The sequence below is a fragment of the uncultured Mucilaginibacter sp. genome, from assembly GCF_903913935.1.
Lineage (GTDB): Bacteria > Bacteroidota > Bacteroidia > Sphingobacteriales > Sphingobacteriaceae > Mucilaginibacter.
In genome coordinates this window covers 1-23,691 of sequence record NZ_CAIWNH010000379.1, presented here as the reverse complement: position 1 = coordinate 23,691, position 23,691 = coordinate 1, and the positions used below count along the sequence as shown (strand labels likewise).

Genomic DNA, 23,691 nt, shown 5'->3' with positions numbered 1-23,691 from the left:
TCCCTAAAGATATTTATACGGTAAATTATCAAACCAATATTCTTTCATCTAATGAAAAAGATAGCGGGTGGCAACTTTTATATGATGGTCATACTTCAAATGGTTGGCGCGGCGCAACGTTGAAGACTTTTCCGCTAAAAGGCTGGTTGTATGCAGACGGCACTATGCATGTATTACCGTCCGAAGGAAAAGAAGAATCAGGTGGCGGCGATATTGTTACCGATAGCCTTTACAGTGCTTTCGATATTTAGTTTGAGTTTAAAATTACGCCGGGCGCCAATAGTGGCGTAAAATACTTTGTTACCTTATCCGAGGTTACAAAAGGCTCCGCAATAGGTTTGGAATACCAGGTTTTGGACGATGCGCTACACCCTGATGCTAAACTCGGTCGCAAGGGCGACCGTACCCTGGCCTCACTATATGATTTGATCCCCTCAAACAAACCTGCCCGCTTTGTAAGGCCTGTAGGGGCATGGAATATAGGAAGGATCATTGTTTATCCCAACAATCGTGTAGAGCATTACCTTAATGGCATCAAAGTATTGGAGTATGAACGCGGCTCAAAAGAGTTTAAGGATTTGGTTGCTGTGAGTAAATACGTGATCTGGAAAAACTTCGGCGAAGCCAAAGAAGGCCACCTTTTATTGCAGGATCATGGTAACGAGGCCTGGTTCAGGAGCATAAAAGTTAAACGGCTATAGTCTGAACTCGAATTTATGGAATTTCCGGAATTTTTAGAATTACCTAATCTGTATATTTTGAAAATTCCGGTAATTCATTAATTCGAAAAATTCGAGTTCAGACAATCTCATTCTTCTTTTGAAAACTGTAATAAAGGTAGAACAGTGATGGTAATATCAAAAAACTGCCGATTACAAGCGCCCAGCCAAGGTCGTCAATCGTTTTATCGGGAGCGTGAAGGGCATATAGCGACAGGTTTTTCCCGCCTTTGATCATGATAAAATAGGGGTTGTGCATATAGCCCACGGCCAGCAGGATCATCGATACCTGGAAACCGGCAAATATCCGGATGATCTTCATTTTACCCCGATATATCAAAATCCACATTAAAATAAGGGAAATTGTGGCTGAAATTACGGCAGTAAGGCTTACGGCGTTGCCAAAGATCCAGCGCGCGAGGCGTACGTCTTCAAATCCGGCGGCAATGAAAACCATGCCCCCAAAAATAGCGGCGATTACATTCATGTATTTTGCTTTTCTGATAAACCGTTTGGCATCTTTTTCATCATCGGCCTCGCCGATAAGGTAAATTGCGGCAAGGTATCCGCTTAATGCTACTGTAAACAAACCTACCGCAACGGAGAAGTAATTGAGCCAACTGAATATATAACCAGCAAGAAATGTTGCAGGATGCAGGTCTATCTGCCTTGAAATGGCGCTTCCCGCAATTATCCCTAAAAAAAGCGGCGTAATAAAACTGGAGTAAACGAATATATGGTTATAAAGATTTTGCGTACGTTCGCCTTTTATAGCATCATAACTCCTAAAGGCGAAAGCGGTACCGCGTGCGGTAATACCCATCAGCATTACTAGTAAAGGAATATGCAGGTAAGTACACATCTGGCTGTATATTACCGGGAAACCGACAAAAAGTATCACTACAGCAATAATCAGCCACATATGGTTGGCTTCCCATATCGGGCCAATGGCATGGTACATGGTTTTACGCGTTTGCTGCCGGTTTTTTTCCGACGTAAACAGTTCAATTATCCCCGCGCCAAAATCGGCCCCGCCAAGCAGAAAATAAAGCACGATGGCTAAAAACAGGAAGGCAATTACAACATAAAGCATAACTATCAATTTAACGGTCGTACAACTCAGGAACCATTTTTATCTGGCGGCTTAACAAAACGATTACGGCGATACTTAGAGTAAAATATACCGCAGTAAAAAGGTAAAATGAATAATGAATACCGGGCATTGGCGTAACGGCCTGGCTGGTACGCATAATGCCCTGAATGATCCATGGCTGGCGGCCAACTTCAGTAACCGTCCAGCCGGCTTCAACAGCAATAAAACCAAATGGCGTGGCCCAGATAAAAAGATTAAGAAACCATTTTTTGTATAACCAGCTTCTTTTCTTCCATATAGCAATAAAATAAACCAATCCCAGGATCATCATTGCCGAGCCTATGGCAATCATTAATTCAAAAGCAAGATGAGTAATGGTGACTGGTGGCTGATTTCGAACCGGGATCTTATCTAATCCATTAACAGGTTCTTTAAAATTATCATGCACTAAAAAGCTTAACATCCCAGGAATCTCGATGCCATAATTAACTTTTTTCGCGGCCGTATCCGGAATTCCGCCGATAACAAGCGGAGAATAAGGTTGGGTGTGGTAGTAAGCTTCCATTGCACCTAGCTTAGCCGGTTGTGTTTTATAAGCATTCTTTGCAGACAAATCGCCGCTGAATGGTTGCAAAATAGCGGCAACCGCACCGAATATGATGGCAATTTTAAATGCTTTGGTATGGAAGGTAATATTCTTTTTCCTGGCGATCATCAGCGCGTGTATGCCTGCAACCGCAAATCCTGTAGCAGAAAATGCCGCCAGACTCATGTGCAGCGCTTCATTAAACCAGGAGCCATTGAACATGGCTTTAATAGGATCGATATTTAAGTATTGACCGTTTACAAAATCAAAACCTGTTGGATTGTTCATCCATGAGTTGGCTGAAACTACCAGTATGCCTGAAATGATCCCGCTTATGCCTACTATCAACCCGGTAAAAAAATGAAACCATTTGTTGAAACGGTTCCATCCGTAAAGGAAAAATCCAAGGGCTATCGCTTCAATAAAAAAGGCGACACCTTCCAGGGAAAATGGCATTCCAAATATTGGGCCCGCATTTTCCATGAATTTTGGCCACAGAAGCCCGAGTTCAAATGAAAGGATAGTGCCCGATACCGCACCGGTAGCAAAAAAAATGGCTACGCCTTTGCTCCAGGCCTGTGTGATGTTTTTATACACCGGGGCGCCAGTTTTTATCCATTTATAGTGAGATACCGCCATAAAGAACGGCATAACCATACCTATACATGAATATATAATATGAAAACCTAGCGAAATAGCCATTTGCGAACGCGCCGCAATAAAATCATTCATATTTAATTTGTTGTAAACCGCTAAATAACTTTTGCAAATATAACCCACACTAAATTAAACGGTTGGTAAAAACAACAACGGTTGTTATATAGAATAGTTCTAAAATATAATATAGAATTATTCTAAAATATTTTACAATTCAGAAAATTATTATTTATTTTACGGCAAACTATTATAAACTCAGGATAATCAGGTTACTTGAAACGATTATTTGCCATCATATTATTGAGTGTTCACCTGTTTAATTTAGGTGGGTACGCCTTGTTTTACCAATATTTCATCCACCGGGCGGATGTTCAGATGGTGAAAGAGGTTTACAATGATAAAATAAATGATTCGAGGTTTATAGAGCTAAAGATCCCCGTTCATATGCCAACAATAACCGATTGGACGGAATACGAGGTTGTAGCAGGTCAGGTTCAATTGAAGAATGCCTATTACAACTATGTAAAGCTTAAAATGACAAGGGATACCATGTATTTTATTTGCTTACCAAATACTGCTAAAACACGGCTTGTGGCTGCAAATATTATTACAGCCAAAGAAATAAGTGATGTCCCTATGAGTAAGAAAGGCGAACAGGGAATGAAGAAGTTAAGCACTTCCGACGAATACAGTTTACCTGTTTTCAAATATCATTATGCTGCGTTTGAAACGCTCATTAAACCTTGTTGCAAAAATGTTTTTTTAGGGTTACATAATCCTTATATCGAATCTCCGGGCAAACCGCCCAATTTCATCAGCTAATATTGCTGTTTATTGACCCTTTGTACCTGCCTGAATATTGATGATTGAGGTGGTAAATTCAATTTCTTTATAGCAAAAAACTTGTTTGAGGCGCATTTATTATGCGATTGATGCTGGTTTTACCTGTTCGCTTATTGATAAGTGGTTTTTAAACAGCCCTCCATGTGCTTGATATCATCGAGCCAATCACCGATGCTGCGAATTATTTTTTGCTGGCATTGCAACGACACACATTAACCCTTTTACTTGACTTTTTATAATCAACAAATGATGAAACCTTTACGTCTATATTTTTATAGATCCTGTTTATCTGCGTTTTTATTAACGGCGCTCGGCCAAATTGCCCGGGCACAAACTGATGCGGACGCATTGATGATCCCCAAAAATATGTTTTGCGCAGTGGCAAGTTTCGACCACAGCAGCTGGACAAATTATTGGGAAGGTACTTTTAAGCGTAACAACTTAAATATCGGCACCTTGTCTGCTAATTCGTATATGGCGATGGGCAATTATGGCATCACCAACAAGCTGGACCTCTTATTTACTGTTCCTTATGTGACCACTAATGCATCTGCCGGAACGCTGAAGGGCCAAAGCGGTTTCCAGGATCTTACGCTTACACTAAAATACCTGGCTTTTCAAACAGAAATAGGAAAAGGGATTTTTAGTGTGCACGCAATTCTTTCGGGTACACTACCGCTTAGTAATTATGAGCCTAACTTTTTACCTGTATCTATTGGCCTCCATTCACAAACAGTTTCTCTCCGCGGATTGGTTAATTACCAAACTGGCAGGTTTTTTGTTGCCGGGGCGGCGCAATATATCCAGCGCAGCGATATAACGATTGACCAGAATGCATACTATACTACCCAAATGATTTACAGCAACAGGGTGTATATGCCAAATGTTAATAACCTTTTGTTTAGTGCAGGCTACCGCAGCCTGAAATTAAATATCGAGGGTATTGTTTCACAAACCACCACTTTAGGCGGTTTTGACATCCGTAAAAACGATATGCCTTTTCCAAGCAACAGGATGAACTTTACTACAGCAGGTGGCCTGGTAAAATACAGCTTTGATGGCGTTACCGGCCTGGAATTGACTGCCGGTGGCAACTATGTTTTAAAAGGCCGCAACGTTGGCCAAAGCACCGACTTTTTTGGTGCGGTGCAATATGTATTTGATTTTAATAAAAAACACTCTAAATAAATTCCGCCATGAAAAGACGATTACTTAATTTTTTACCGCTGATAATAATTGCAGCTGTAGTTTTTTTAGGGTCATGTAGTAAAGAGATTATTGACCGTACAAGCACTTTCCAAGCCCTTAAACCGTCAAATGAGGACGTGAACGCGGATACCTGGAAAACTGTTTTAATAGCAAATCCAGCAGCATTTACTGTAGCAGCTCCGGATGCTATTAATTCGGCAGCATATACTGCCGATGTGAATGAGGTGAAATCCTATCAGAATAATTTAAGCGATGATCAAAAGGCCATCATTGCCTATTGGAGAGCCGGCGCCGTTTTGCGCTGGAATGAAATTTTGCGCGACCTGGTGGCGAAATATAATTTGCCGCCGTACCAGAACCCGGATGGCACTTATCCATTCCCAAGTTCAGCAAACCCTTTTGCTTATCCTGAATTCCCGTTCTCAAACCCGCCTTATGCCGCCCGCGCATATGCTTATGTAAGCGCAGCACAATACGATGCATTGGTAACTGCATACCATTTTAAAAATCTTTATAAAAGGGCTGCAGTGTATAAAAATGTTCCGTCAATCGTTCCGGTTACCCCTAAATCATCATTATATTCTTACCCGAGTGAAGATGCCGTTGTAGCAGGCGCAACAGTCGAAATGTTGAAGTTTTTATTCCCGACAGAGGTTAATTATATACAGCAAAAGGCAAATGAAGAAATGCAGTACCGCATAATGGCTGGTGCAAATGTTCGCGGAGAACTTACAGCAGGCCAAACTTTAGGTTCGCAGGTGGCTGATGTATTTGTTGCCCGCGGCAAAACCGATCGTGCAGGCAAGGCAATTGGTTCGGCACCTGTATGGCTGGCATTACAAAACAATGCTACTTCAAGGGGTGACCAATACTGGACCAGTCTTGAAACACCGGCAAGGCCACCCATGCTGCCTTTATTTGGTAAAGTGCTTCCGTTTTTGTTTGATACTTTAACTGTGGTGTCGCTTCGCCCGGCTCCGCCTTTTGTGGCCGGTTCTGATGCCTTTAAGGCAGAAGTAGCAGAAGTGCTTTCCTATAGCAAGAACCCAACCCGCGAACACCAGGCCCAGGTAGAATTTTGGGCTGATGGCGCCGGTACCTATACGCCGCCCGGTCATTGGAACGCTATAGCAGAAACTGAATTTGTTCAGCAAAATTACAGTGAAGTACGCTGGGCCCGCAATTACGCTTTATTAAATATAGCTGAAATGGATGCAGCTATATGTTGCTGGGATACCAAATACTTTTACTTTAACATGAGGCCAAGCCAGGCTGACCCGCAAATTAAAACTTTAACAGGGATACCAAACTTCCCATCGTACACCTCTGGGCATTCCAATTTCAGCGGTGCTGCTGCCGCAGTTTTAACCTACCTGCTGCCTGATAGGGGAAGTAAGTTCAACGATTTGGCTCAGCAGGCCTCAATGTCCAGGCTATTTGGTGCCATTCACTACCGCAGCGATTGCCAGGTTGGTTTGATAACCGGCGCCAAAGTTGGGCAGTATGCTGTTCAATGGGCACAGTCGGATGGTGCAGGTATAAAATAATGAGAAATAGTTGATTAATAAAACCCCTTTGAAGGTGGGTTAAGGCTCCGGTAAAACGGAGCCTTTTAAAAACTTTAACATTTAAACTTTAAACAATAATTACATTAAAAAAACGACATGAAAAAAACTTTACAAACGCTTTTAGGAATTTGCTTGTTTATTTTAGTTACTCAAACAACAACGTTTGCCCAAGGTTGTGTGGCCATCCGAAGCACGGGCGGCCTTTGTACAATGGACGAACACCCGGATAGCCTGGCGCCACAAGGAGGCTGGCTATTCAATGCGAATACACGATATTTTAGGTCATTCAGGCACTTTAGTGGTAAACAAGAGCAATTCCAGCGTATTGCACAGGGGACAAACGTAATCAATCATGCTTTTACCGAAGATTCTTCATTGACACGCAATTTTAACAATCGCTGGTCTATGGCATTTGATGTTCCGATTATTTCAAACAGCAGATCATCGCTTTATGAGCATGGTGGATCACAGCGCCATAATACCTATGCATCAGGCGTCGGCGATATTACCCTGGTAGGTTTCGGATGGTTATTGAACCCCGCTAAGGCACATAAAGGCAATATCCAATTAGGTCTGGGTATTAAATTGCCAACAGGAAATGACAATGCGCAAAGTTATTTTTATAACGTCGGGCCAAATGGGTCAAAGCGTTTAGGCCCTGTTGATCAGTCTATTCAGCCCGGTGATGGCGGAACAGGATTAATAACTGAGGTAAATGCATTTTATAATTTCACCCACAGCTTTGGCTTTTATGGAACATTTTTCTACCTGATAAATCCGCAGGATGTAAATGGCGTATCAACAGCGCGCGGTGGAACAGCAAGTGCCAATTCGGTGCTGGTTACCAGTGATGTGATGAGCATTCCCGATCAAATAATGGCTAGAACCGGTTTTAGCCTTGGTGTAAACCATTTTGATTTCTCTGCAGGTGCACGTTATGAGTGCATACCGGTTCACGATTTGATTGGTGGAAGTGATGGTTTCAGAAGACCTGGATGGATTTTGTCAGGCGAACCTGGAGTTGACTATCGGATCAAAAACATATCCATATACGCCTATGTGCCAATTGCTATTTTGAGGGACCGCACACAAAGCGTAGCAGACATCAGAACAACAGAATTAACTGGTATTTACGCCCATGGAGATGCAGCTTTTGCCGACTACGTTGTTAACGTAGGCATTAGTGTGAAGTTTTAATTGAAGCTTTTAAATAAAGCCCCATCAAACGGGGCTTTATTTAAAATAATGAAGCCAGGTACTTATACGAAATATATAATTTTAAATATCGGGTTACCGAACGGGATAAAGGAGTTTACATTAATTAAATCTATATCAAACTTAAATATCTTATGAAAATACCTACCGAACCCATTGGAAGCATCCCCCGGCCTGCCGGATTAATAGCTGCAATTACCGCCCCTGCCGGTGGCGCAGAGTTAACAAAACTTTATGCTAATGCAGTTAGTGATACATTGGCAGCGTTAGAAAAAACAGGATCGCCTGTAATAACGGATGGAGAGCAAACCAAATCGAGTTTCGCAACTTACCCGCTTGAGGGCCTGTCAAATTTAGCAGCGGAAGGGATGGTGATCAATTTTGAGGATGGCCATTCCCGGCAGTTGCCGTTGTTAACAAGCGGACCGTTCAGATATGGAAAGTATGCTGTGGAGTATCTTAAAGCTGCGCAAAAGCAAACACAGCTGCCTGTTAAACAGGCGGTCATCTCGGCATCGGCGCTTAGCCTGATCTATCCCCAAAATGGGATAGCCGGCTATACGCAGGCAGAATTTATGGCCGATCTGCTGAACGAATGTGAAAAAGATATCAGGCATTGCCTGGAGCAAGGCGCTTACAAGGTTCAGATGGACTTTACTGAAGGCAGGCTATCTCTTAAACTTGATCCCTCTGGCGGCGTATTAAAACATTTTATTGGTGTTAATAACCAGGTATTCGACCGGTTTACCAAAGAAGAGCAACAAAAGTTGGGGGTGCATGTATGCCCCGGTGGCGATCACGACTCTACACATAGTGCCGATATAGATTACGCGGATTTTTTACCGGATCTTTTTGAATTGCATGTTGGCAGCTTTTATTTGCAGCTGGCAAGTGAACCGGATAGGGTAAAGGTTTTAAAAATAATTAAACAGTATCTAAAGCCCGATCAGACTGCATTTATTGGCGTAATAGATGTGCTTAACCCCACTATTGAAACCAGTGAAATAGTGAAACAGAGGGTATTGGAAGCGGCGGAATATATTCCGATAAACCAACTGGGGACTACTGACGACTGCGGCTTTTCGCCATTTTGTGATGATATATCCACGACGCGGGAAACAGCTTTTGCCAAAATAAAAGCCCGTGTTGAAGGAACAACGCTTGCAGAAGAAAAATTGTTTGCGTAGATAGTGAAGATTTAATAGGCGTATTTAATTTAGAAAGCGATTAACAGAATATTTAAACAACATGTTGACTAACGACAAGAATATATATTATACCCTCCGTATTGCTGCAGCTATGTGTTTTATAGGGCATGGTGCCTTTGGAATAATTACCAAAGAGATTTGGTGCAATTATTTCGGGGTATTTGGTATCGGTCATGCTATGGCATACAAATTGATGCCTTGGCTGGGTTCCTTTGATATTTTGTGCGGGCTATCGTTATTATTATATCCTACCTGGGCAATTGTTGGTTGGCTGGTTATCTGGGGAGCAATAACGGCTTTTTTAAGGCCCATGTCAGGAGAACCATTTGCAGAATTTATCGAACGGGCAGGCAATTTTGGCGCGCCATTGATCCTTTTAATTTTATACAACCGAAGCGGGGATAACGTTAGCTGGTTTGCTAAGATAGATCCTGTAAAAGAATATAACAGCGATAACCTCGGTATGGCTGTTAAATGCTTAAAGGTTATTGTTTTTCTTTTGATCATAGGTCACGGATGGCTTAATTTGATTGAGAAGAAAGGTCTTATAGGGCAATATTCATCGCTGGGATTTTCTAATCCGGCACTTACTGCGCAAATAGTTGGCATTTTTGAGGCCTTATTGGCGGCTTCCATATTAATAAAGCCTATACGCCCGGCTGTTCTTGCTTTATTGATTTGGAAAATGGGTACCGAACTCTTTTATCCGCATTGGGAATTGTTTGAGTGGATTGAGCGGGGCGGTAGCTACGGGGCGATACTGGCTTTGTGGTTTGCATTGCCCCGGTTCTCATTAAACCTAAAAAATAAGTTGATTACTACCTGATTGTGTTTGGTGTTAATATTGATTTAATGCTGATATAATCGTTTCATTTTATAGAGTTGATTGTTTTGATTTAAAGAAAAGCCGGGCGTGAGATACCCGGCTTTTTATTTATGTTTGCTTTTAAATTAACTCATAAAATGAATACTCCTGAAGAAAATTTCAACGGTCTCGCCCTTAATTTACCACCTGCGCCAAAACCTCTCGGCGTTTATAAACCATGTTTAATTGATGGGAAATATTTATACGTTTCTGGCCATGGTACGGTGAAGGATGATGGTACGTTAATTATCGGCCGCGTGGGCGAAACGATTACGCCCGAAGAAGGGAAACTGGCCGCCCGCCAGGTTGGGCTTGCCATTCTGGCCACTATAAAAGCTAATTTGGGAAGCCTTGATAAGGTGAAACGGGTGATAAAAGTATTGGGTATGGTGAATTGCACGCCTGATTTTGAAAAACATCCATTTATTATAAATGGCTGCAGTGAGCTTTTTGCGAAAGTATGGGGCGAAGATAATGGTATCGGTGTTCGCAGCGCAGTTGGGATGGGTTCATTGCCTGATAATATTCCGGTGGAAATTGAAGCGCTATTTGAGTTGGTATAAAAAGATCGGACGTCCGGAAAGTCCGAAAGAACGAGTGAGGTTTTTAAACTTACTATCTTCTATAAAAATTTAGCATGACACAAAAGGAATGGTATATCATCAATGACATAGACCAACTGGATACCCCGGCATTGGTTGTTTATCCCGACAGGGTAAAACATAATATTGCTTTGGTCAAAGACATGATAGATGACGTTTCGCGCTTGCGCCCGCACGTTAAAACCTATAAAAATATAGAGGTGACAAAGATGATGCTGGAAGCCGGCATCACTAAATTTAAGTGCGCCACTATTGCCGAAGCAGAAATGCTGGGTATGTGCAATGCCCCGGATGTTTTGTTGGCCTATCAGCCGGTTGGGCCAAAACTTGAACGTTTTTCACAATTGGTATTAACTTATCGCGATACAAAATATGCTTGCCTTGTTGATAATATCCGGGCAGCTAAAGAAATTTCAGGTGAGGCCGTAAAAAACGATATCATTATCCCGGTTTATATTGATTTGAATGTAGGGATGAACCGTACAGGGATAGCTCCGGGAAATGATGCGAGGTTGCTATATATGGAGTGCGCCCACCTGCCCGGTATAATACCTGTTGGTTTGCATGCGTATGATGGTCATATTCATGATGGGGATATCAATACCCGAATCCAAATATGCAACGATTGTTTTGAACCGGTAGCCCAATTACAAGCCGACTTGAAACATAAGGGCTATCCTGAACCTGTGATTGTTGCCGGCGGATCGCCGACATTTCCTATCCACGCAAAAAGAGAAAATATAGAATGTAGCCCCGGAACGTTTGTTTATTGGGATAACGGATACCTTTCCGAATCAGCCGAACAACAATTTTTAACGGCAGCATTGGTAGTTTCGAGGGTAATATCTTTGCCTGATAAAACTAAGATATGTTTAGACCTTGGCCATAAGTCTGTCGCGGCGGAAAAGGAACTGGCAAAAAGGGTATTATTTCTGAATGCACCGGAATTGGTTATGCTCGGCCAAAGTGAAGAGCATTTGGTTGCTGATGCCGGCAAGGGGCATAGTTACAGGATAGGGGATGTACTTTATGGCTTGCCTTACCATGTGTGCCCTACTGTTGCATTATATGAACGTGCTATCACCATAAAAAATCAAAAAGTCACCAGCGAATGGAAAAATATAGCACGCGATCGAAAAATAACTATTTAAGGAAAAAGCCGAAAGGTAAAAGGTTAATAACATATTGAACTGAATCCAACTTAATCAACCCAACCAACAAACACCGAATGTTCACCATTGACGCCCATTTAGACCTCAGCATGAACGCCCTGGAATGGAACAGGGATTTAAGAAAAACAGTTACAGAAATAAACCAACGCGAGGTTGGATTTACTGATAAACCCGACCGTGGAAAAGCTACGGTGTCGTTACCTGAATTGCGCAAAGGGAATATTGGTTTAGTGGTAGCTACTCAGATAGGCCGTTACGTAGCGCCGGACAATTATTTGCCAGGCTGGCATTCGCCGGAACAGGCATGGGCGCAAACCCAGGGCCAGGTATCGTGGTATAAAGCCATGGAAGATGATGACGAAATGGTGCAGGTAAATGATTTGCAAAGCCTGGAAAAGCATGTTGCCTTATGGAATGATGGTCGGCCTAACGAAAAGAAGCCCGTCGGCTATATTTTAAGCCTGGAAGGCGCAGATTCCTTCGTAACTGTAGGGCATTTGGAACGTGCCTATAATTATGGTTTGCGAGCGGTTGGCCCGGCACATTATGGCCCCGGCCGCTACGCCAACGGTACTGATGCTACTGGCCACTTAGGACCGAAAGGCGTTGAATTACTAAAGGAGATGGAACGCCTCAACATCATACTGGATGCAACCCATTTGTGTGATGACGCTTTTTGGGACGCGCTGGATAATTTTAATGGCAATATTTGGGCGAGCCATAACCTTTGCCGCGCTTTGGTGAGCCACAACAGGCAATATAGTGATGAAATGATAAAAGCCCTGGTTGAACGCGGTGCGGTTATAGGCGCAGCGCTTGACGCCTGGATGATGGTGCCAAACTGGGTTAGGGGAGTATCCACACCGGAAGGAATGAACTGCAACCTGGAAGTGATGGTTAACCATATCGACCATATTTGCCAGGTGGCGGGAGATGCTTTACACGTTGGAATGGGTACCGACCTTGATGGCGCTTTCGGACGCGAACAATGCCCTTATGACCTTGAAACAATTGCTGATTTGCAAAAAGTGCCTTCATTGTTAAAAAAACGTGGGTATTCGGATATAGATATCGAAAACATGATGCACGGCAACTGGCTTCGGTTTTTACGAAATGCCTGGAAATAATGACTGGAAATTCAACTGTGAATTTAAATTTCGCGTTGAGTTTTTTTATAATAAATGTTTAAATTAAAAGTTAAATAGTTAGTATATTTAATTACCCTTTAATTTAAAGCAAAATCACCCCTTGTAACTTGCAAAGGGATACAACTATTCCAAAATTGGTCCGATAATAAACCGTAACGGGCTGTGTTACCGTCTTGATAGATTAATTCGCCCTGATATATTCAGGCGATTCAATTAAGCTGATAAAGCATATTTCTGTAACCTACTATTAATTTAATTGATATGAGAAACATTATGCTGTTTATTGATGATGTTGCCGGGGCAGAGGCCCTCGCAAAAAAGGCCTTAATAGTTGCATGTCAATGTAATGCAAACCTGCAGCTTTGTAATATTGCGGCAAAAATGGGTCATAAAAAAGCGTTGGTTAGCCATTATGACGATGAGTTTTTAGAGATAGAAAACTTTGGTTTGAAAGCGGATGAATTAGCGCAACAGCTTCAAGCAATAAATTATCCTGAAGGATCATTTATTCCGGTGGTTGAATACTGTGAGATAAGCAATTTTAACCCCGCTATCGTAAAAGAAATGGTGGTTAAGCATAACATCTGGCTGATCATTATGGATGAAAAGCAGCTTAAGCATATTAAAAACCAGGATACCGGTAATCTTGCATTTGAAGAGATCAATGGCTTAAACTGCCCCGTGCTGATAATGCCGGCAAAATTTGAGGTGAGTAACTTTAATAAAATAGCTTACGTTACCGACTTGAGGTATTGCGACTTTGGCGTAATAAGGTTTTTAAAGGTTTTTAATGCCGCTTTATTTGTTACCCATGTTTCCGCCCCAGGCCTGCCTGATATGGACGAACGCTATGCACAGGAAATATTGGCTGAAGAGGTTTCGCTCAAAACTAATTACCTGAAAATGTTTTTGCGGAATATTAAAAGCAGTATCAACATCAAAGCACCAATTAATAAGGTTTTGGACTCCCTTGAAATAAAGATGTTTGCAATTGTAAATAAAAAACATCGCACATTTGAACGCCTTTTTGACAGGTTCCCGCAAAAAACGCAGGTATATCATAAACTGCCCACATTGATTTTTCCTTATTTAAACTGGTTTAACCAGTCGTCGTTTTATTCTTAAAGAATTGATATCATTTGTTCACTCACGGCTAAATGATCCCTTTAACGCAGTTCGTTAAAGGGTTTTTTATTTTTCTTCGTTATTAATCAATTTGTCATCAACAAAAGCGTGTATCTTGCCGTTACCTGTTACGATAAGATATGAACGCAGAACAAGCCAGATTAAAAGATCCCTTATGGAAAAAATGGGGACCTTATGTTAGCGACCGCCAGTGGGGTACAGTACGTGAGGATTACAGCGCGGACGGCGACGCATGGAACAATATCACCCATGATATGGCCCGCAGCAAAGCGTACCGCTGGGGCGAAGAAGGCATTGGAGGGATCAGCGACAACGAACAATTGCTTTGTTTTTCAGTCGCTTTATGGAATAAAAAGGACCCCGTTTTAAAAGAGCGTTATTTTGGTTTAAGCAATCCTGAAGGAAACCATGGCGAAGATGTAAAAGAGTTATACTACTACCTGGATAATACCCCCACGCATTCGTATCAGAAAATGCTTTATAAGTATCCTCAAAATGAATACCCTTACGCCTGGCTGGTCGACGAAAATAAATGCCGTAGCCGTAATGATCCGGAGTTTGAGCTGATTGACACCGGCCTGTTTGACCAGGATGCGTATTTTGATGTATTTATTGAATACGCAAAAAACACACCTGATGACATGCTCATAAAAATAACCGTACACAACAGGGGCGGCCAGGATGCTGCGCTTAACGTGTTACCTACCATATGGTTCCGCAATACCTGGGATTGGGGTTATTCTGACTATATGCCTGAACTAACGGCTGATTCGCACGGGGTAATCGAAATTTATCACAAAGACCTTAAACAATACTGGTTAAATGCTGAAGGTTCGCCGGATATGCTATTTTGCGATAACGAAACGAACACCATGCGTTTATACAATTATGATGATGGCAAAGCTTTTTATAAAGACGGCATCAATGATCATATTGTAAATGGTTCGGATACCGTCAACCCCAAAAAAACAGGAACAAAAGCCTGCGTAAATTATGATATAAAAGTATTAGCCGAACAAAGCGTTACCCTGCGTTTAAGGTTATCAAAAGATGCTACCCATGGTTTTGGCGATTTTGATATTTTGTTTGATGCCCGCAAAGCGGAGGCCGGCCAATTTTATAAAGACATCCAGCAAGGAAATGAAGATGCCGACCGTTGCCTGGTGCAACGCCAGGCTTTTGCCGGTATGCTATGGAGCAAGCAGTTTTATTATTACAACGTGCGCGAGTGGGTAAACGGCGACCCCGGTCAGCCAAAACCGCCCATGGAAAGAGCCGAACACCGCAACAGCAAATGGATGCATTTAAATACGCAGGATATTATTTCTATGCCTGATAAATGGGAGTACCCCTGGTTTGCCTCATGGGATCTGGCCTTTCATTGCCTGCCGCTATCAACGCTTGATATGACTTTCGCCAAACACCAACTTACCCTGCTTATCCGCGACTGGTATATGCACCCTAACGGGCAGTTGCCTGCCTATGAATGGGATTTCGGCGATGCCAATCCACCGGTACATGCCATGGTTACCTGGCGGATTTACCAGAAGGACAAAGCGGCCAACAACGGCAAAGGCGATACGCCCTTTTTAGAGCGCATCTTCCATAAACTGATGCTGAACTTTACCTGGTGGGTTAACCGTAAGGATGCTATGGGGAATAATATTTTTGAAGGTGGATTTTTGGGCCTGGATAATATTGGCGTGTTCGACAGGAATGCTCATCTTTCACATGGCGAAACCCTTGAACAGGCGGATGGCAGCAGCTGGATGGCCATGTACTCGTTAAACCTGCTGCGCATTGCTGCGGAATTGGCGGTTACCAATACGGTTTACCGTGATATAGCCTCTAAGTTTTTTGAGCACTTTATCTATATCGCCGGCGCTATTGCCAACTTTGGCGAAAATAATGAAGGCTTATGGGACGATACGGACGGCTTTTTTTACGACCAGCTGCGCTTGAGCGATAATAGTATCCAAAAAATGCGCCTCAGGAGCGTAGTCGGGCTGATCCCGTTATTTGCTGCGGAGATTTTGGATGAAACGGATATCACCGAAAATCCGATCTTTCGCGACAGGTTGAACTGGTTTGCCGAAAACCGGCCCGACCTCGCTTCATTAGTGTCACGCTGGGCCGAAACAAAAAGCCCGGGAAAACACCTGATCAGTTTGCTGCGCGGTTACCGTATGAAGTCGCTTTTACGTTATATGCTGGATGAAAATGAGTTTTTAAGCCCCTATGGCATCCGGTCGCTCTCTAAACATTATTTAGATAATCCATATTATATTAAAGTTGATGGAACCGGCTTCACTGTAAAGTATACCCCTGCCGAAAGCGACAGCGGTCTGTTTGGCGGAAACAGCAACTGGCGCGGCCCTATCTGGATGCCCATGAATTTTTTGCTTATTGAAAGCCTGCATACCTTTTACCAATATTATGGTGAAGACTATAAAATCGAGTGCCCTACTAACTCCGGTAATTTTATGACGCTGCAGCAGGTAGCCAACGAACTGTACCGGCGGGTAAGCAGTATCTTTTTGGTGGATAAGGATGGTAAGCGTGCAGTGTTCGGTCATTATACCAAAATGCAAACGGACCCCAACTTTAAAGACTATATCCTTTTTCACGAATACTTTGATGGCGATAACGGCAGGGGAGTAGGTGCCTCGCACCAAACCGGGTGGACGGGGCTGATTGCGGAATGTTTGTATAGGTAGGCCGGAAGTCGGAAAGCCTGCCGGCAGGGTCAGTTAAGTTAAAATACGAAAGCGGTAACAAGGCAAGCAAAGGAACCACCTGAACCACCTGGCACGATGAATACGGCTGGGACACCTGGCACGCCAATAATTTCTGTAATATGTTTAGATTTATAAAGAAAAATCAGTATAGATTTAGCCTCCAATTTATTAATTGAGATTTATCCTGGCAATATGGCTGGTGCACCTGTAAATTAATCTGCATATTTTATAACCAAGGTCAGGCCATTTAATGACCGCCATCAATTTTTGAAATTCATCACCTTGTACATTCGCGCAGATTTAGGTGATCGAAGATGGAAACAAAAAACAAATGGCTGATGGCCATTGCCGGAATGACCCTGCAACTTTGCATAGGTTCAATATATGCGTATAGCGTTTGGATAAAACCGATACAAACTTTAAATGGCTGGGATGCCCACCAGTTGAAGACGGCTTTTAGCCTGGCTATTTGCTTTTTAGGTTTAACGGCCGCCTTTATGGGGAAATTTGTACAAAAGATAGGCCCTGTAAAAAGCGGCTTACTGGCCGCTTTACTGTTTTGTACAGGGCTGGCAGGAGCAGGCTTCGCCAACAGCATTGGGTCCTTGCCCTTGTTTTTTCTGTTTTATGGCGTCATCGCTGGTATCGGTCTGGGTTTTGGCTATATCACACCGGTTTCGGTGGTGGTCAAATGGTTTCCTGATAAACCGGGCCTGGCTTCGGGTTTGGTGATCATGTCTTTCGCCGCAGGCTCAATTCTTGCAGCCCAATTGATCACTCCTTTAACTCTCCATTTTGGCGTACCTGTAACTTTTTACCTGCTTGCCGCAGCCTACGCTATATTTATGGTTCCGGCTTCGCTATACCTGGCGGCACCAAAACAAGTTTTAGCGGTACAAGATGACCATAGCGGTGGTGCTGATGTGCCGCTAAAAACGATTATAGGAGACGTCAGGTATTATGCCTTATTCCTGATGCTGTTTTTAAATACTACCTGCGGAATAGCGTTAATTGCGGTTGCCGCGCCGATGGCAAAAGCCGTTTTACATATGAGCGAAGTTGCCGCCATCGCTTTTGTAAGCATGATAGGTTTGTTTAACGGCTTGGGCAGGTTGTTTTGGTCGTCCATTTCAGATAAAATAGGTCGCTGGAACACTTTTATGACCTTTTATGTGGTAGGTGCCATATGCTTTTTGGTGATCGCCCAAACGCCAGGGACAATGGTTTTTCAAATCATGGTATTCCTGATCATCAGTTGCTACGGCGGTGCTTTTGCCACCATGCCTGCTTTTATAAAGGATATTTATGGCGCAGATAAAGTAGGCCCTGTATTTGGTTATGTACTGCTGGCATGGTCGGCTGCGGCATTTGTAGGGCCCTGGTTAATCTCGCGTACCAGCAACTACCAAATGATATTTTATGTTTTTGCAGCTATTTTAGCTTTTACAGGCGTTTTATTAGTTTTATTGAAAGGAAAACTGAAGCCCGGGCCCTCCCTTTGATTACCTCTGGGTATTGAGTATTTAGGGCATCATGATTTTAATATTTCCAGAAAGCCGGCTTTTTGTTTGTCCCTCTCAAAGTACAATCGGCGCATTGCTTGAATGCTGCCGTATAGCCAATAGGTGGGTGCCCGGGTATTGCTATGGCATCAATCGGGATCAAAGGGTTTGGGTCGCCGCCTACTAAATAATTAATATAAGCGTCAACCTGGTTTGGCGGGCCGGGGGGCCAAACATAATAACAACATTTAGTGCTCTGGTCGTAGGGCTGGTTAAAGGCGAGCTGGCAATCTGTATAATAGGGGATGGTCGTCCAGGCGGGCAATTGCTGGTTGTGGATATAGACCCGTACACTTGAACTGCTGCCAACCCCCACATAGCCAATTACCGGCTCTGATGCGTTGTTAACAGCATGGATGTTTCCGATCAACTGCGAAGGCTGTGCGTCAAAAATACTCCCTAACTGCTCAGTGTTTTTTTTCAGGTTGGTATAAAAATTATAGGCTTCCGCAGTTAGGGCATACTGCTTCACCAGGATACTGTATTCATCTTCCACCTTCTCACTGGTAGCGGCGATCGAAGTTAAAGGTTGCTGAAAAATAACGTTTTTAGATAATTTGGCCGATGAGCCCAGTAAAATTGAACTCGACGTATCCGTTTGCCAGCAGGAGTAAATGTTATCGTTAAGCATATCCCGACCCAGCACGGTGTCGCCGTTCGATTTAAACAGGGATTCAAAATTGGCATGAAAAAGCCAGGTTTCCTGGTAATCCCAGCGGTAGTAAACCACTTTGTTAGTGGCGTCATGCGTATTTACATAAACATTTACGCCGGGGCTAATTGCAGTGCCTTTAGTATCATAGTTAACACTGTCAATAGGCGGCGCATTTAATACCGCCATATAATCGGTAGCATATTGCTTATTTTCAGCGGTATTAATGTTTAACCGGTATTTGTGCGCGTTATCCAGGTTTAAACCTGTGCAGGCATAAATGCCATTGCCCTTTTCGGTTAATGGGTAGGTGGTATTCTGGTCGCCCTCCACCGTTAAAACAGCATTCAGCACCGGGTTCAAAGTAACTTTGCTGGCAACATTAACCGTATGGCTAACTTTGATAAAAGTTGAATCAGCTCCGCTGTTGATAGTGCCTTCCACCACCAGGTAACCATTAGTTACACTGACAGGCGGTGGATTGTATGGTTTGCGGCAAGCCACAACCGCCGCTACCAGCATAAACAACAGGTAATTACCTCTTTTCATCGGATTTTGTATGCAATTTCCAATACGCAGTACTTTGCCTGGAAACGGATATAGGCTTTCGTTGGTTTATTTAAAGGCTAATTTAAGATAATTTGAGAAATATGCTAACCGGGATTTGTATTGCACATCTGTAATTTTGGATAAGTCCGCTGACTCTTTGTTTATACAAACGTTCGGTCAAAAGGAAGTGTCGGGTAACACGCCTTCTTAATTACCACCTTTAAATGTTTTATTCTCAAGGGACGTTCTTATTGCCGGCGGCAAAGCGGTTAAAAGTTGGTAACCCGTTGCATTTTCAATAGTTTTAATGCTGCATAAATAATCCATCCAGTTATTGCTAACATCATTATCATTTGGTGTGTCTATAGCGATGACCTGGGTGTTTTCATCCATGCGCTGCAAATCATCGTCGCCATCCGGGATAATGACTACCACCTTCCAGATGTGCGCCGGTACGTTGATCCTACCGTCTGCTATAGTAGTTTTGTACCCGTTGCGGCCCATGCCGCCGCTGCCATAGTTACCCATGATCACGTAAACTTCGTTGCCCGTTTTTACTTTGTTGCGGCAATAACTTTCCAGGTGCTCCCAAACATGTTCGTTGTTTTTGGGCGCCTGCGGAATGATATTATCCATCAAAAACGTAGCTGAATTAGCATCTGGAGAACTTGTACGGTCGCCGCTGGGGCAGTTATGCCCTTTATCAAAACCTGATCGTTTGTACCCGGTATTATCAGCCTCGTACCATCCGGCAGGCAGGTTGGTATCCGGCCTGAAATCGTTTAACCTGTCAGTGCTTCCCAAATCTTTGGCGGCGATGTGCCAGCTTACCCAATTAGGTTCGGCTTTGCTGTTGTTATAGCTTTCAACATAATATTTATGATCTATCAGGTAATTATCCGGGCTCAACCTGCTGTACTGCGCATTGCTGGGGTTGCCCAATGCCATGTTGCCATCATCTGTTTGCTGGTGTGTGTGTTGATTACAGGCCGATATAACCACTATTATAGCGCAGGAAACAAAAAGGGATAGCTTTTTGAACATTTTTTGATGCAGATATTAAATACCAATGGCCATAAGTGGCGCGGCGAAAATAAATATTTTTTCGGGGTTGGCGTTTTTAAATTGGAGGTTGTTGTCTCTGTTAAGGTTGGGCAGTGAATAGTAACTACCATATATTGCATTCACTGCCGTCGGTTTTAACCGACGGGTAAAGAATTATCAAGTATGGCTTTAGCCAAATTTCGCAGGGTATTGCGTTGCTTTTTTTTCTGGCGCGAGAATCCGTGTAAATGCCTGCTGCGCCGGGCTTCTCGTGCCCGGCTGCCAGGTAGCAAACTATTCGGTCATTGTACCAAAGGCTCAATCCCCTGGCTTTTTGTTTATCCACTCCCTCCCTTAATTGTAACCGTGTATCCACATTGTTAAATATAACCATGAGACCAATCTGACCCGGAGGGTCTACCCGTTTGTAGAAATAAAACAAGGTAATAATTTTGTGCCGCATAGCGGCTACCCTTATACAATAATGCCTGTTGCCTTGTTTGCGAAGTGCAGCGCCTAAGGAGCTGTCAATTTATTATTTAATATTTCTACAAACAGGTAGCACCTACGGCGCATAATAACTTGGGTACAAGGTTAAAAGCAGACAATGAATAACACGCTATTTGCATTCACTGGCGTCGGTTTTAACCGACGGGTAAAGAATTATCAAGTATGGCTTTAGCCAAATTTCGCAGGGTATTGCGTTGCTTTTTTTTCTGGCGCGAGAATCCGTGTAAATGCCTGCTGCGCCGGGCTTCCCGTGCCCCGCTGCCAGGTAGCAAACTATTCGGTCATTGTACCAAAGGCTCAATCCAACATAAGTTCAATTAAACCCGGCAAGCCGTATAATGCAAATTATACAAGCGTTTATTGGTGGCGACCTGGCAGCGGGGCACGAGTTGCCTTTGCGCTTTTGCCTTTGTGCGTCATACTTACATACCAGGATGCGGAAGCATAATAATAATTTTTATTATAAAACGCCTCTTAGATGAACCGGTTCATTATAAGCGGCTGAAAAATTTCGTCAGAGTTCTCTACCAGTTGATTACCAATCCTGCAGTCTATATGCACTACAAATGCTTTGTTTGCAAAAGAAAAACTTTTCCTGGGGCCGGGATCTCGTTTACTTAGCTCATTAAAAGCGACATCAGGAATTCGGCCTTGCAATTGCTGAAATGTTAAAGCATCAAAATCAAATGTAACCACATATTTTTCTCCATCGTTTACGACCGAACCCGAAGTACTGTACATATCAGGATCTAATTGTCAGATGTTTGTCAGATGGACGGCTGGGAAAAAGATGCTTTCAAATTGGTCAAACCCGAGGCGTTTTAAATGTAAACCGAGATCTTTAGCCAGCTTATTATATTCGTTGTTGAAAATGGTTGCAGGTTTTAAAATATTTTGCAAATCGCCCCAATACAATGATATTGCCTGTAAAGGAAATTGCAAAATAGGGTCAATTTTGCTGATGTTGTACAATACAAATTCATGTCCGTTGCATAGGGCAAAATAATTTACGCGAACTTCACTATGTATCGCATAAGAATAAGCTTGTTCTACATGCTTTGACTTTACCAAAACTTCGCCGGGGGATTTCGCGTCCATAATCCAGGCAGGGCGGTCATTGACTTCAAAAAGATAATCAGGTATGATGTGAATAGATTGCCTTTTTGAACCTATCGACACAAATGGATGTAAAAGCTTGCGGCTTCTGATGATCTGATTAGGTTTAGCTAATCCATATCCTAATACTTTGATGATAGGTACTACCAGTTCCTCACGTACTGCATCTTCTTTAAATTCCGGATTATCGAGATGAGAAAAGTCAAATCCATCAAGGATGTTAAAAATAGGTTGCGTATTTATTAATTGTTCTTTTGGGGGTTGGGCTGTATATCTATCAAATAAAAACCTGCATAAATTAAAGATAAGAAATATTGCACATTAGTCCAATCGCCCGTTCAATCATTTTGATTGAATGCTAACAATTTAAGCCCTTAAATAAATTAAAAGGATATCTTTCCTCACATTGTGTCATTTCAACACAATAAAATTTCCAATTCTCAATCCAATCAATTAGTTTTACGGTAAACCAACTAAAACTAAACAAATAATGATGAATTTAAAAAGGCGCAAATTCTTGCAAAGCGCGGGTACACTGGCACTGGGCAGCGTGGCCTTATCGGGCAAGGCGGCATCCTTACTCAATTTTAAACCGCCGCACGCGGTGGGGCTGCAGCTTTTTACCTTTTTTGGTATTATTGACGATGATGTTAAAGGCACCCTTACCAAAATTGCCGCTATCGGTTATAAAGAAATGGAATCGGCCTTCAGCAAAAAAGGCGGCTATTACGGCTTGAAACCGCAGGAGTTTAAAGCGATGGTAAACGACCTGGGCATGACCTGGCAATCGCACCACGTGATCGGCGCACCGTTTAAATTGCCCAAGGGCTATAAAATGCCGGCAGGGGCGGATGGCAAACCTATGGTAATGCCAGCCATGCTTAACCTTAAAGACAATATGCAGCAGCTGGTGGACGATGCCGCAGCCGGTGGTGTAACTTACCTGGTTTGCGCTAACTCGCCCACAGCTACACTGGAAGAAACTAAAGCAACCATCGAGGTATTAAATAAAACCGGCGAAGCGGCCAAAAAAGCCGGTATGCAGTTTTGCTACCATAACCACGATATGGAATTTGTTGCAGTTGATGGTAAAGCGCCTTATGATTTGCTTTTAACCGAAACTGACCCTAATAATGTAAAAATGGAGCTTGACTTGTGCTGGGTTACCAAGGCCGGAAAAGACCCTGTTGAGCTGTTTAAAGCCAATCCGGGCAGGTTCCCGTTATGGCATGTAAAGGATTTGGATGCTGCCAAAGTAGGCCCTGCTCCGGTGGGCAGTGGTATAGTTGATTTTAAAAGGATCTTTGAGAACCAGCAAATTGCAGGCATGCAGCATTTCTTCGTTGAACACGATATGCCTAAAGACGCATATGCAAGTATAAAAAGCAGTTACGATTATATTACCGGTACGCTGAAGGCATAGGTGAAAGGTGAAAGGTGAAAGGTGAAAGGTGAAAGGTGAAAGGTGAAAGGTGAAAGGTGAAAGGTG

20 protein-coding genes and 1 pseudogene are annotated in these 23,691 nt (G+C 42.9%); 14 read left to right on the top strand and 7 right to left on the bottom strand.

Annotation, left to right across the window (positions count from 1 at the left end):
* Positions 1–119: 119 nt before the first annotated feature.
* Positions 120–701, top strand: a pseudogene (locus QZY09_RS15325) (DUF1080 domain-containing protein).
* A gap of 97 nt (positions 702–798) precedes the next feature.
* Here QZY09_RS15325 and QZY09_RS15320 read toward each other — a convergent pair.
* Positions 799–1,812, bottom strand: coding sequence for a cytochrome d ubiquinol oxidase subunit II (locus QZY09_RS15320; protein ID WP_295673769.1), 1,014 nt, complete (start codon positions 1,810–1,812; stop codon positions 799–801).
* Positions 1,813–1,822: 10 nt separating this feature from the next.
* Positions 1,823–3,130 carry a cytochrome ubiquinol oxidase subunit I gene (locus tag QZY09_RS15315; protein ID WP_295673767.1) on the bottom strand — a complete coding sequence of 436 codons (1,308 nt, stop codon included), beginning with the start codon at positions 3,128–3,130 and terminating at the stop codon, positions 1,823–1,825.
* A 198-nt stretch (positions 3,131–3,328) separates the two neighbouring features.
* Between QZY09_RS15315 and QZY09_RS15310 the strand changes: the two genes are divergently transcribed.
* The 12 genes from QZY09_RS15310 to QZY09_RS15255 all read left to right on the top strand — a co-directional run bounded on the left by QZY09_RS15310 (position 3,329) and on the right by QZY09_RS15255 (position 18,271).
* Positions 3,329–3,877, top strand: coding sequence for a hypothetical protein (locus QZY09_RS15310; protein WP_295673766.1), 549 nt, complete (start codon positions 3,329–3,331; stop codon positions 3,875–3,877).
* A 267-nt stretch (positions 3,878–4,144) separates the two neighbouring features.
* Positions 4,145–5,086, top strand: coding sequence for a hypothetical protein (locus QZY09_RS15305; RefSeq protein WP_295673763.1), 942 nt, complete (start codon positions 4,145–4,147; stop codon positions 5,084–5,086).
* An 8-nt stretch (positions 5,087–5,094) separates the two neighbouring features.
* Positions 5,095–6,654: a phosphatase PAP2 family protein gene (locus tag QZY09_RS15300; protein WP_295673762.1), complete on the top strand. Its 1,560-nt coding sequence runs from the start codon at positions 5,095–5,097 to the stop codon at positions 6,652–6,654.
* A gap of 117 nt (positions 6,655–6,771) precedes the next feature.
* Entirely contained in the window at positions 6,772–7,872 is a 1,101-nt protein-coding gene (locus QZY09_RS15295; protein WP_295673760.1) for a hypothetical protein, read from the top strand.
* Between the two features lie 152 nt (positions 7,873–8,024).
* Positions 8,025–9,077, top strand: coding sequence for a cobalamin-independent methionine synthase II family protein (locus QZY09_RS15290; protein ID WP_295673759.1), 1,053 nt, complete (start codon positions 8,025–8,027; stop codon positions 9,075–9,077).
* 61 nt (positions 9,078–9,138) lie between these two features.
* A complete protein-coding gene (locus QZY09_RS15285; RefSeq protein WP_295673758.1) occupies positions 9,139–9,924 on the top strand; it encodes a hypothetical protein in 786 nt (261 codons plus the stop codon).
* A 137-nt stretch (positions 9,925–10,061) separates the two neighbouring features.
* The gene (locus QZY09_RS15280) at positions 10,062–10,526 is read left to right on the top strand and encodes a RidA family protein (RefSeq protein WP_295673756.1); all 465 of its coding nucleotides are present in this window, start codon (positions 10,062–10,064) and stop codon (positions 10,524–10,526) included.
* Between the two features lie 74 nt (positions 10,527–10,600).
* Positions 10,601–11,716 (top strand): D-TA family PLP-dependent enzyme, encoded by a 1,116-nt coding sequence (locus tag QZY09_RS15275; protein ID WP_295673754.1) that lies wholly within the window; start codon positions 10,601–10,603, stop codon positions 11,714–11,716.
* A 77-nt stretch (positions 11,717–11,793) separates the two neighbouring features.
* A complete protein-coding gene (locus tag QZY09_RS15270; protein ID WP_295673752.1) occupies positions 11,794–12,864 on the top strand; it encodes a membrane dipeptidase in 1,071 nt (356 codons plus the stop codon).
* A gap of 282 nt (positions 12,865–13,146) precedes the next feature.
* On the top strand, positions 13,147–14,010 hold the full coding sequence (locus QZY09_RS15265; RefSeq protein WP_295673751.1) for a hypothetical protein: 864 nt from the start codon (positions 13,147–13,149) through the stop codon (positions 14,008–14,010).
* 140 nt (positions 14,011–14,150) lie between these two features.
* Positions 14,151–16,748: a glucosidase gene (locus QZY09_RS15260; RefSeq protein ID WP_295673750.1), complete on the top strand. Its 2,598-nt coding sequence runs from the start codon at positions 14,151–14,153 to the stop codon at positions 16,746–16,748.
* Positions 16,749–17,083: 335 nt separating this feature from the next.
* The gene (locus tag QZY09_RS15255; protein WP_295673749.1) at positions 17,084–18,271 is read left to right on the top strand and encodes an OFA family MFS transporter; all 1,188 of its coding nucleotides are present in this window, start codon (positions 17,084–17,086) and stop codon (positions 18,269–18,271) included.
* Positions 18,272–18,308: 37 nt separating this feature from the next.
* On the opposite strand, the gene QZY09_RS15250 is transcribed toward QZY09_RS15255, so the two are convergent.
* From QZY09_RS15250 to QZY09_RS24780, 5 genes are all read right to left on the bottom strand, one after another.
* Positions 18,309–19,532 carry a DUF4249 domain-containing protein gene (locus QZY09_RS15250; protein WP_295673748.1) on the bottom strand — a complete coding sequence of 408 codons (1,224 nt, stop codon included), beginning with the start codon at positions 19,530–19,532 and terminating at the stop codon, positions 18,309–18,311.
* A gap of 207 nt (positions 19,533–19,739) precedes the next feature.
* Positions 19,740–20,576 (bottom strand): DNA/RNA non-specific endonuclease, encoded by an 837-nt coding sequence (locus QZY09_RS15245; RefSeq protein WP_295673747.1) that lies wholly within the window; start codon positions 20,574–20,576, stop codon positions 19,740–19,742.
* 124 nt (positions 20,577–20,700) lie between these two features.
* Positions 20,701–20,952 (bottom strand): hypothetical protein, encoded by a 252-nt coding sequence (locus tag QZY09_RS15240; RefSeq protein WP_295673746.1) that lies wholly within the window; start codon positions 20,950–20,952, stop codon positions 20,701–20,703.
* A gap of 608 nt (positions 20,953–21,560) precedes the next feature.
* On the bottom strand, positions 21,561–21,827 hold the full coding sequence (locus QZY09_RS15235) for a hypothetical protein (protein WP_295673745.1): 267 nt from the start codon (positions 21,825–21,827) through the stop codon (positions 21,561–21,563).
* A gap of 15 nt (positions 21,828–21,842) precedes the next feature.
* Entirely contained in the window at positions 21,843–22,184 is a 342-nt protein-coding gene (locus tag QZY09_RS24780) for a hypothetical protein (RefSeq protein WP_367119229.1), read from the bottom strand.
* A 508-nt stretch (positions 22,185–22,692) separates the two neighbouring features.
* Between QZY09_RS24780 and QZY09_RS15225 the strand changes: the two genes are divergently transcribed.
* On the top strand, positions 22,693–23,625 hold the full coding sequence (locus QZY09_RS15225) for a sugar phosphate isomerase/epimerase (RefSeq protein ID WP_295673744.1): 933 nt from the start codon (positions 22,693–22,695) through the stop codon (positions 23,623–23,625).
* The last annotated feature ends 66 nt before the right edge of the window (positions 23,626–23,691 follow it).

Coding starts and splice junctions, on each gene's coding strand:
- QZY09_RS15315 (WP_295673767.1), bottom strand. CDS start 3,130: ATGAATGATTTTATTGCGGCGCGTTCGCAAATGGCTATTTCGCTAGGT.
- QZY09_RS15270 (WP_295673752.1), top strand. CDS start 11,794: ATGTTCACCATTGACGCCCATTTAGACCTCAGCATGAACGCCCTGGAA.
- QZY09_RS15305 (WP_295673763.1), top strand. CDS start 4,145: ATGATGAAACCTTTACGTCTATATTTTTATAGATCCTGTTTATCTGCG.
- QZY09_RS15285 (WP_295673758.1), top strand. CDS start 9,139: ATGTTGACTAACGACAAGAATATATATTATACCCTCCGTATTGCTGCA.
- QZY09_RS15275 (WP_295673754.1), top strand. CDS start 10,601: ATGACACAAAAGGAATGGTATATCATCAATGACATAGACCAACTGGAT.
- QZY09_RS15320 (WP_295673769.1), bottom strand. CDS start 1,812: ATGCTTTATGTTGTAATTGCCTTCCTGTTTTTAGCCATCGTGCTTTAT.
- QZY09_RS15260 (WP_295673750.1), top strand. CDS start 14,151: ATGAACGCAGAACAAGCCAGATTAAAAGATCCCTTATGGAAAAAATGG.
- QZY09_RS24780 (WP_367119229.1), bottom strand. CDS start 22,184: ATGGACGCGAAATCCCCCGGCGAAGTTTTGGTAAAGTCAAAGCATGTA.
- QZY09_RS15300 (WP_295673762.1), top strand. CDS start 5,095: ATGAAAAGACGATTACTTAATTTTTTACCGCTGATAATAATTGCAGCT.
- QZY09_RS15255 (WP_295673749.1), top strand. CDS start 17,084: ATGGAAACAAAAAACAAATGGCTGATGGCCATTGCCGGAATGACCCTG.
- QZY09_RS15225 (WP_295673744.1), top strand. CDS start 22,693: ATGATGAATTTAAAAAGGCGCAAATTCTTGCAAAGCGCGGGTACACTG.
- QZY09_RS15280 (WP_295673756.1), top strand. CDS start 10,062: ATGAATACTCCTGAAGAAAATTTCAACGGTCTCGCCCTTAATTTACCA.
- QZY09_RS15295 (WP_295673760.1), top strand. CDS start 6,772: ATGAAAAAAACTTTACAAACGCTTTTAGGAATTTGCTTGTTTATTTTA.
- QZY09_RS15245 (WP_295673747.1), bottom strand. CDS start 20,576: ATGTTCAAAAAGCTATCCCTTTTTGTTTCCTGCGCTATAATAGTGGTT.
- QZY09_RS15265 (WP_295673751.1), top strand. CDS start 13,147: ATGAGAAACATTATGCTGTTTATTGATGATGTTGCCGGGGCAGAGGCC.
- QZY09_RS15235 (WP_295673745.1), bottom strand. CDS start 21,827: ATGTACAGTACTTCGGGTTCGGTCGTAAACGATGGAGAAAAATATGTG.
- QZY09_RS15250 (WP_295673748.1), bottom strand. CDS start 19,532: ATGAAAAGAGGTAATTACCTGTTGTTTATGCTGGTAGCGGCGGTTGTG.
- QZY09_RS15290 (WP_295673759.1), top strand. CDS start 8,025: ATGAAAATACCTACCGAACCCATTGGAAGCATCCCCCGGCCTGCCGGA.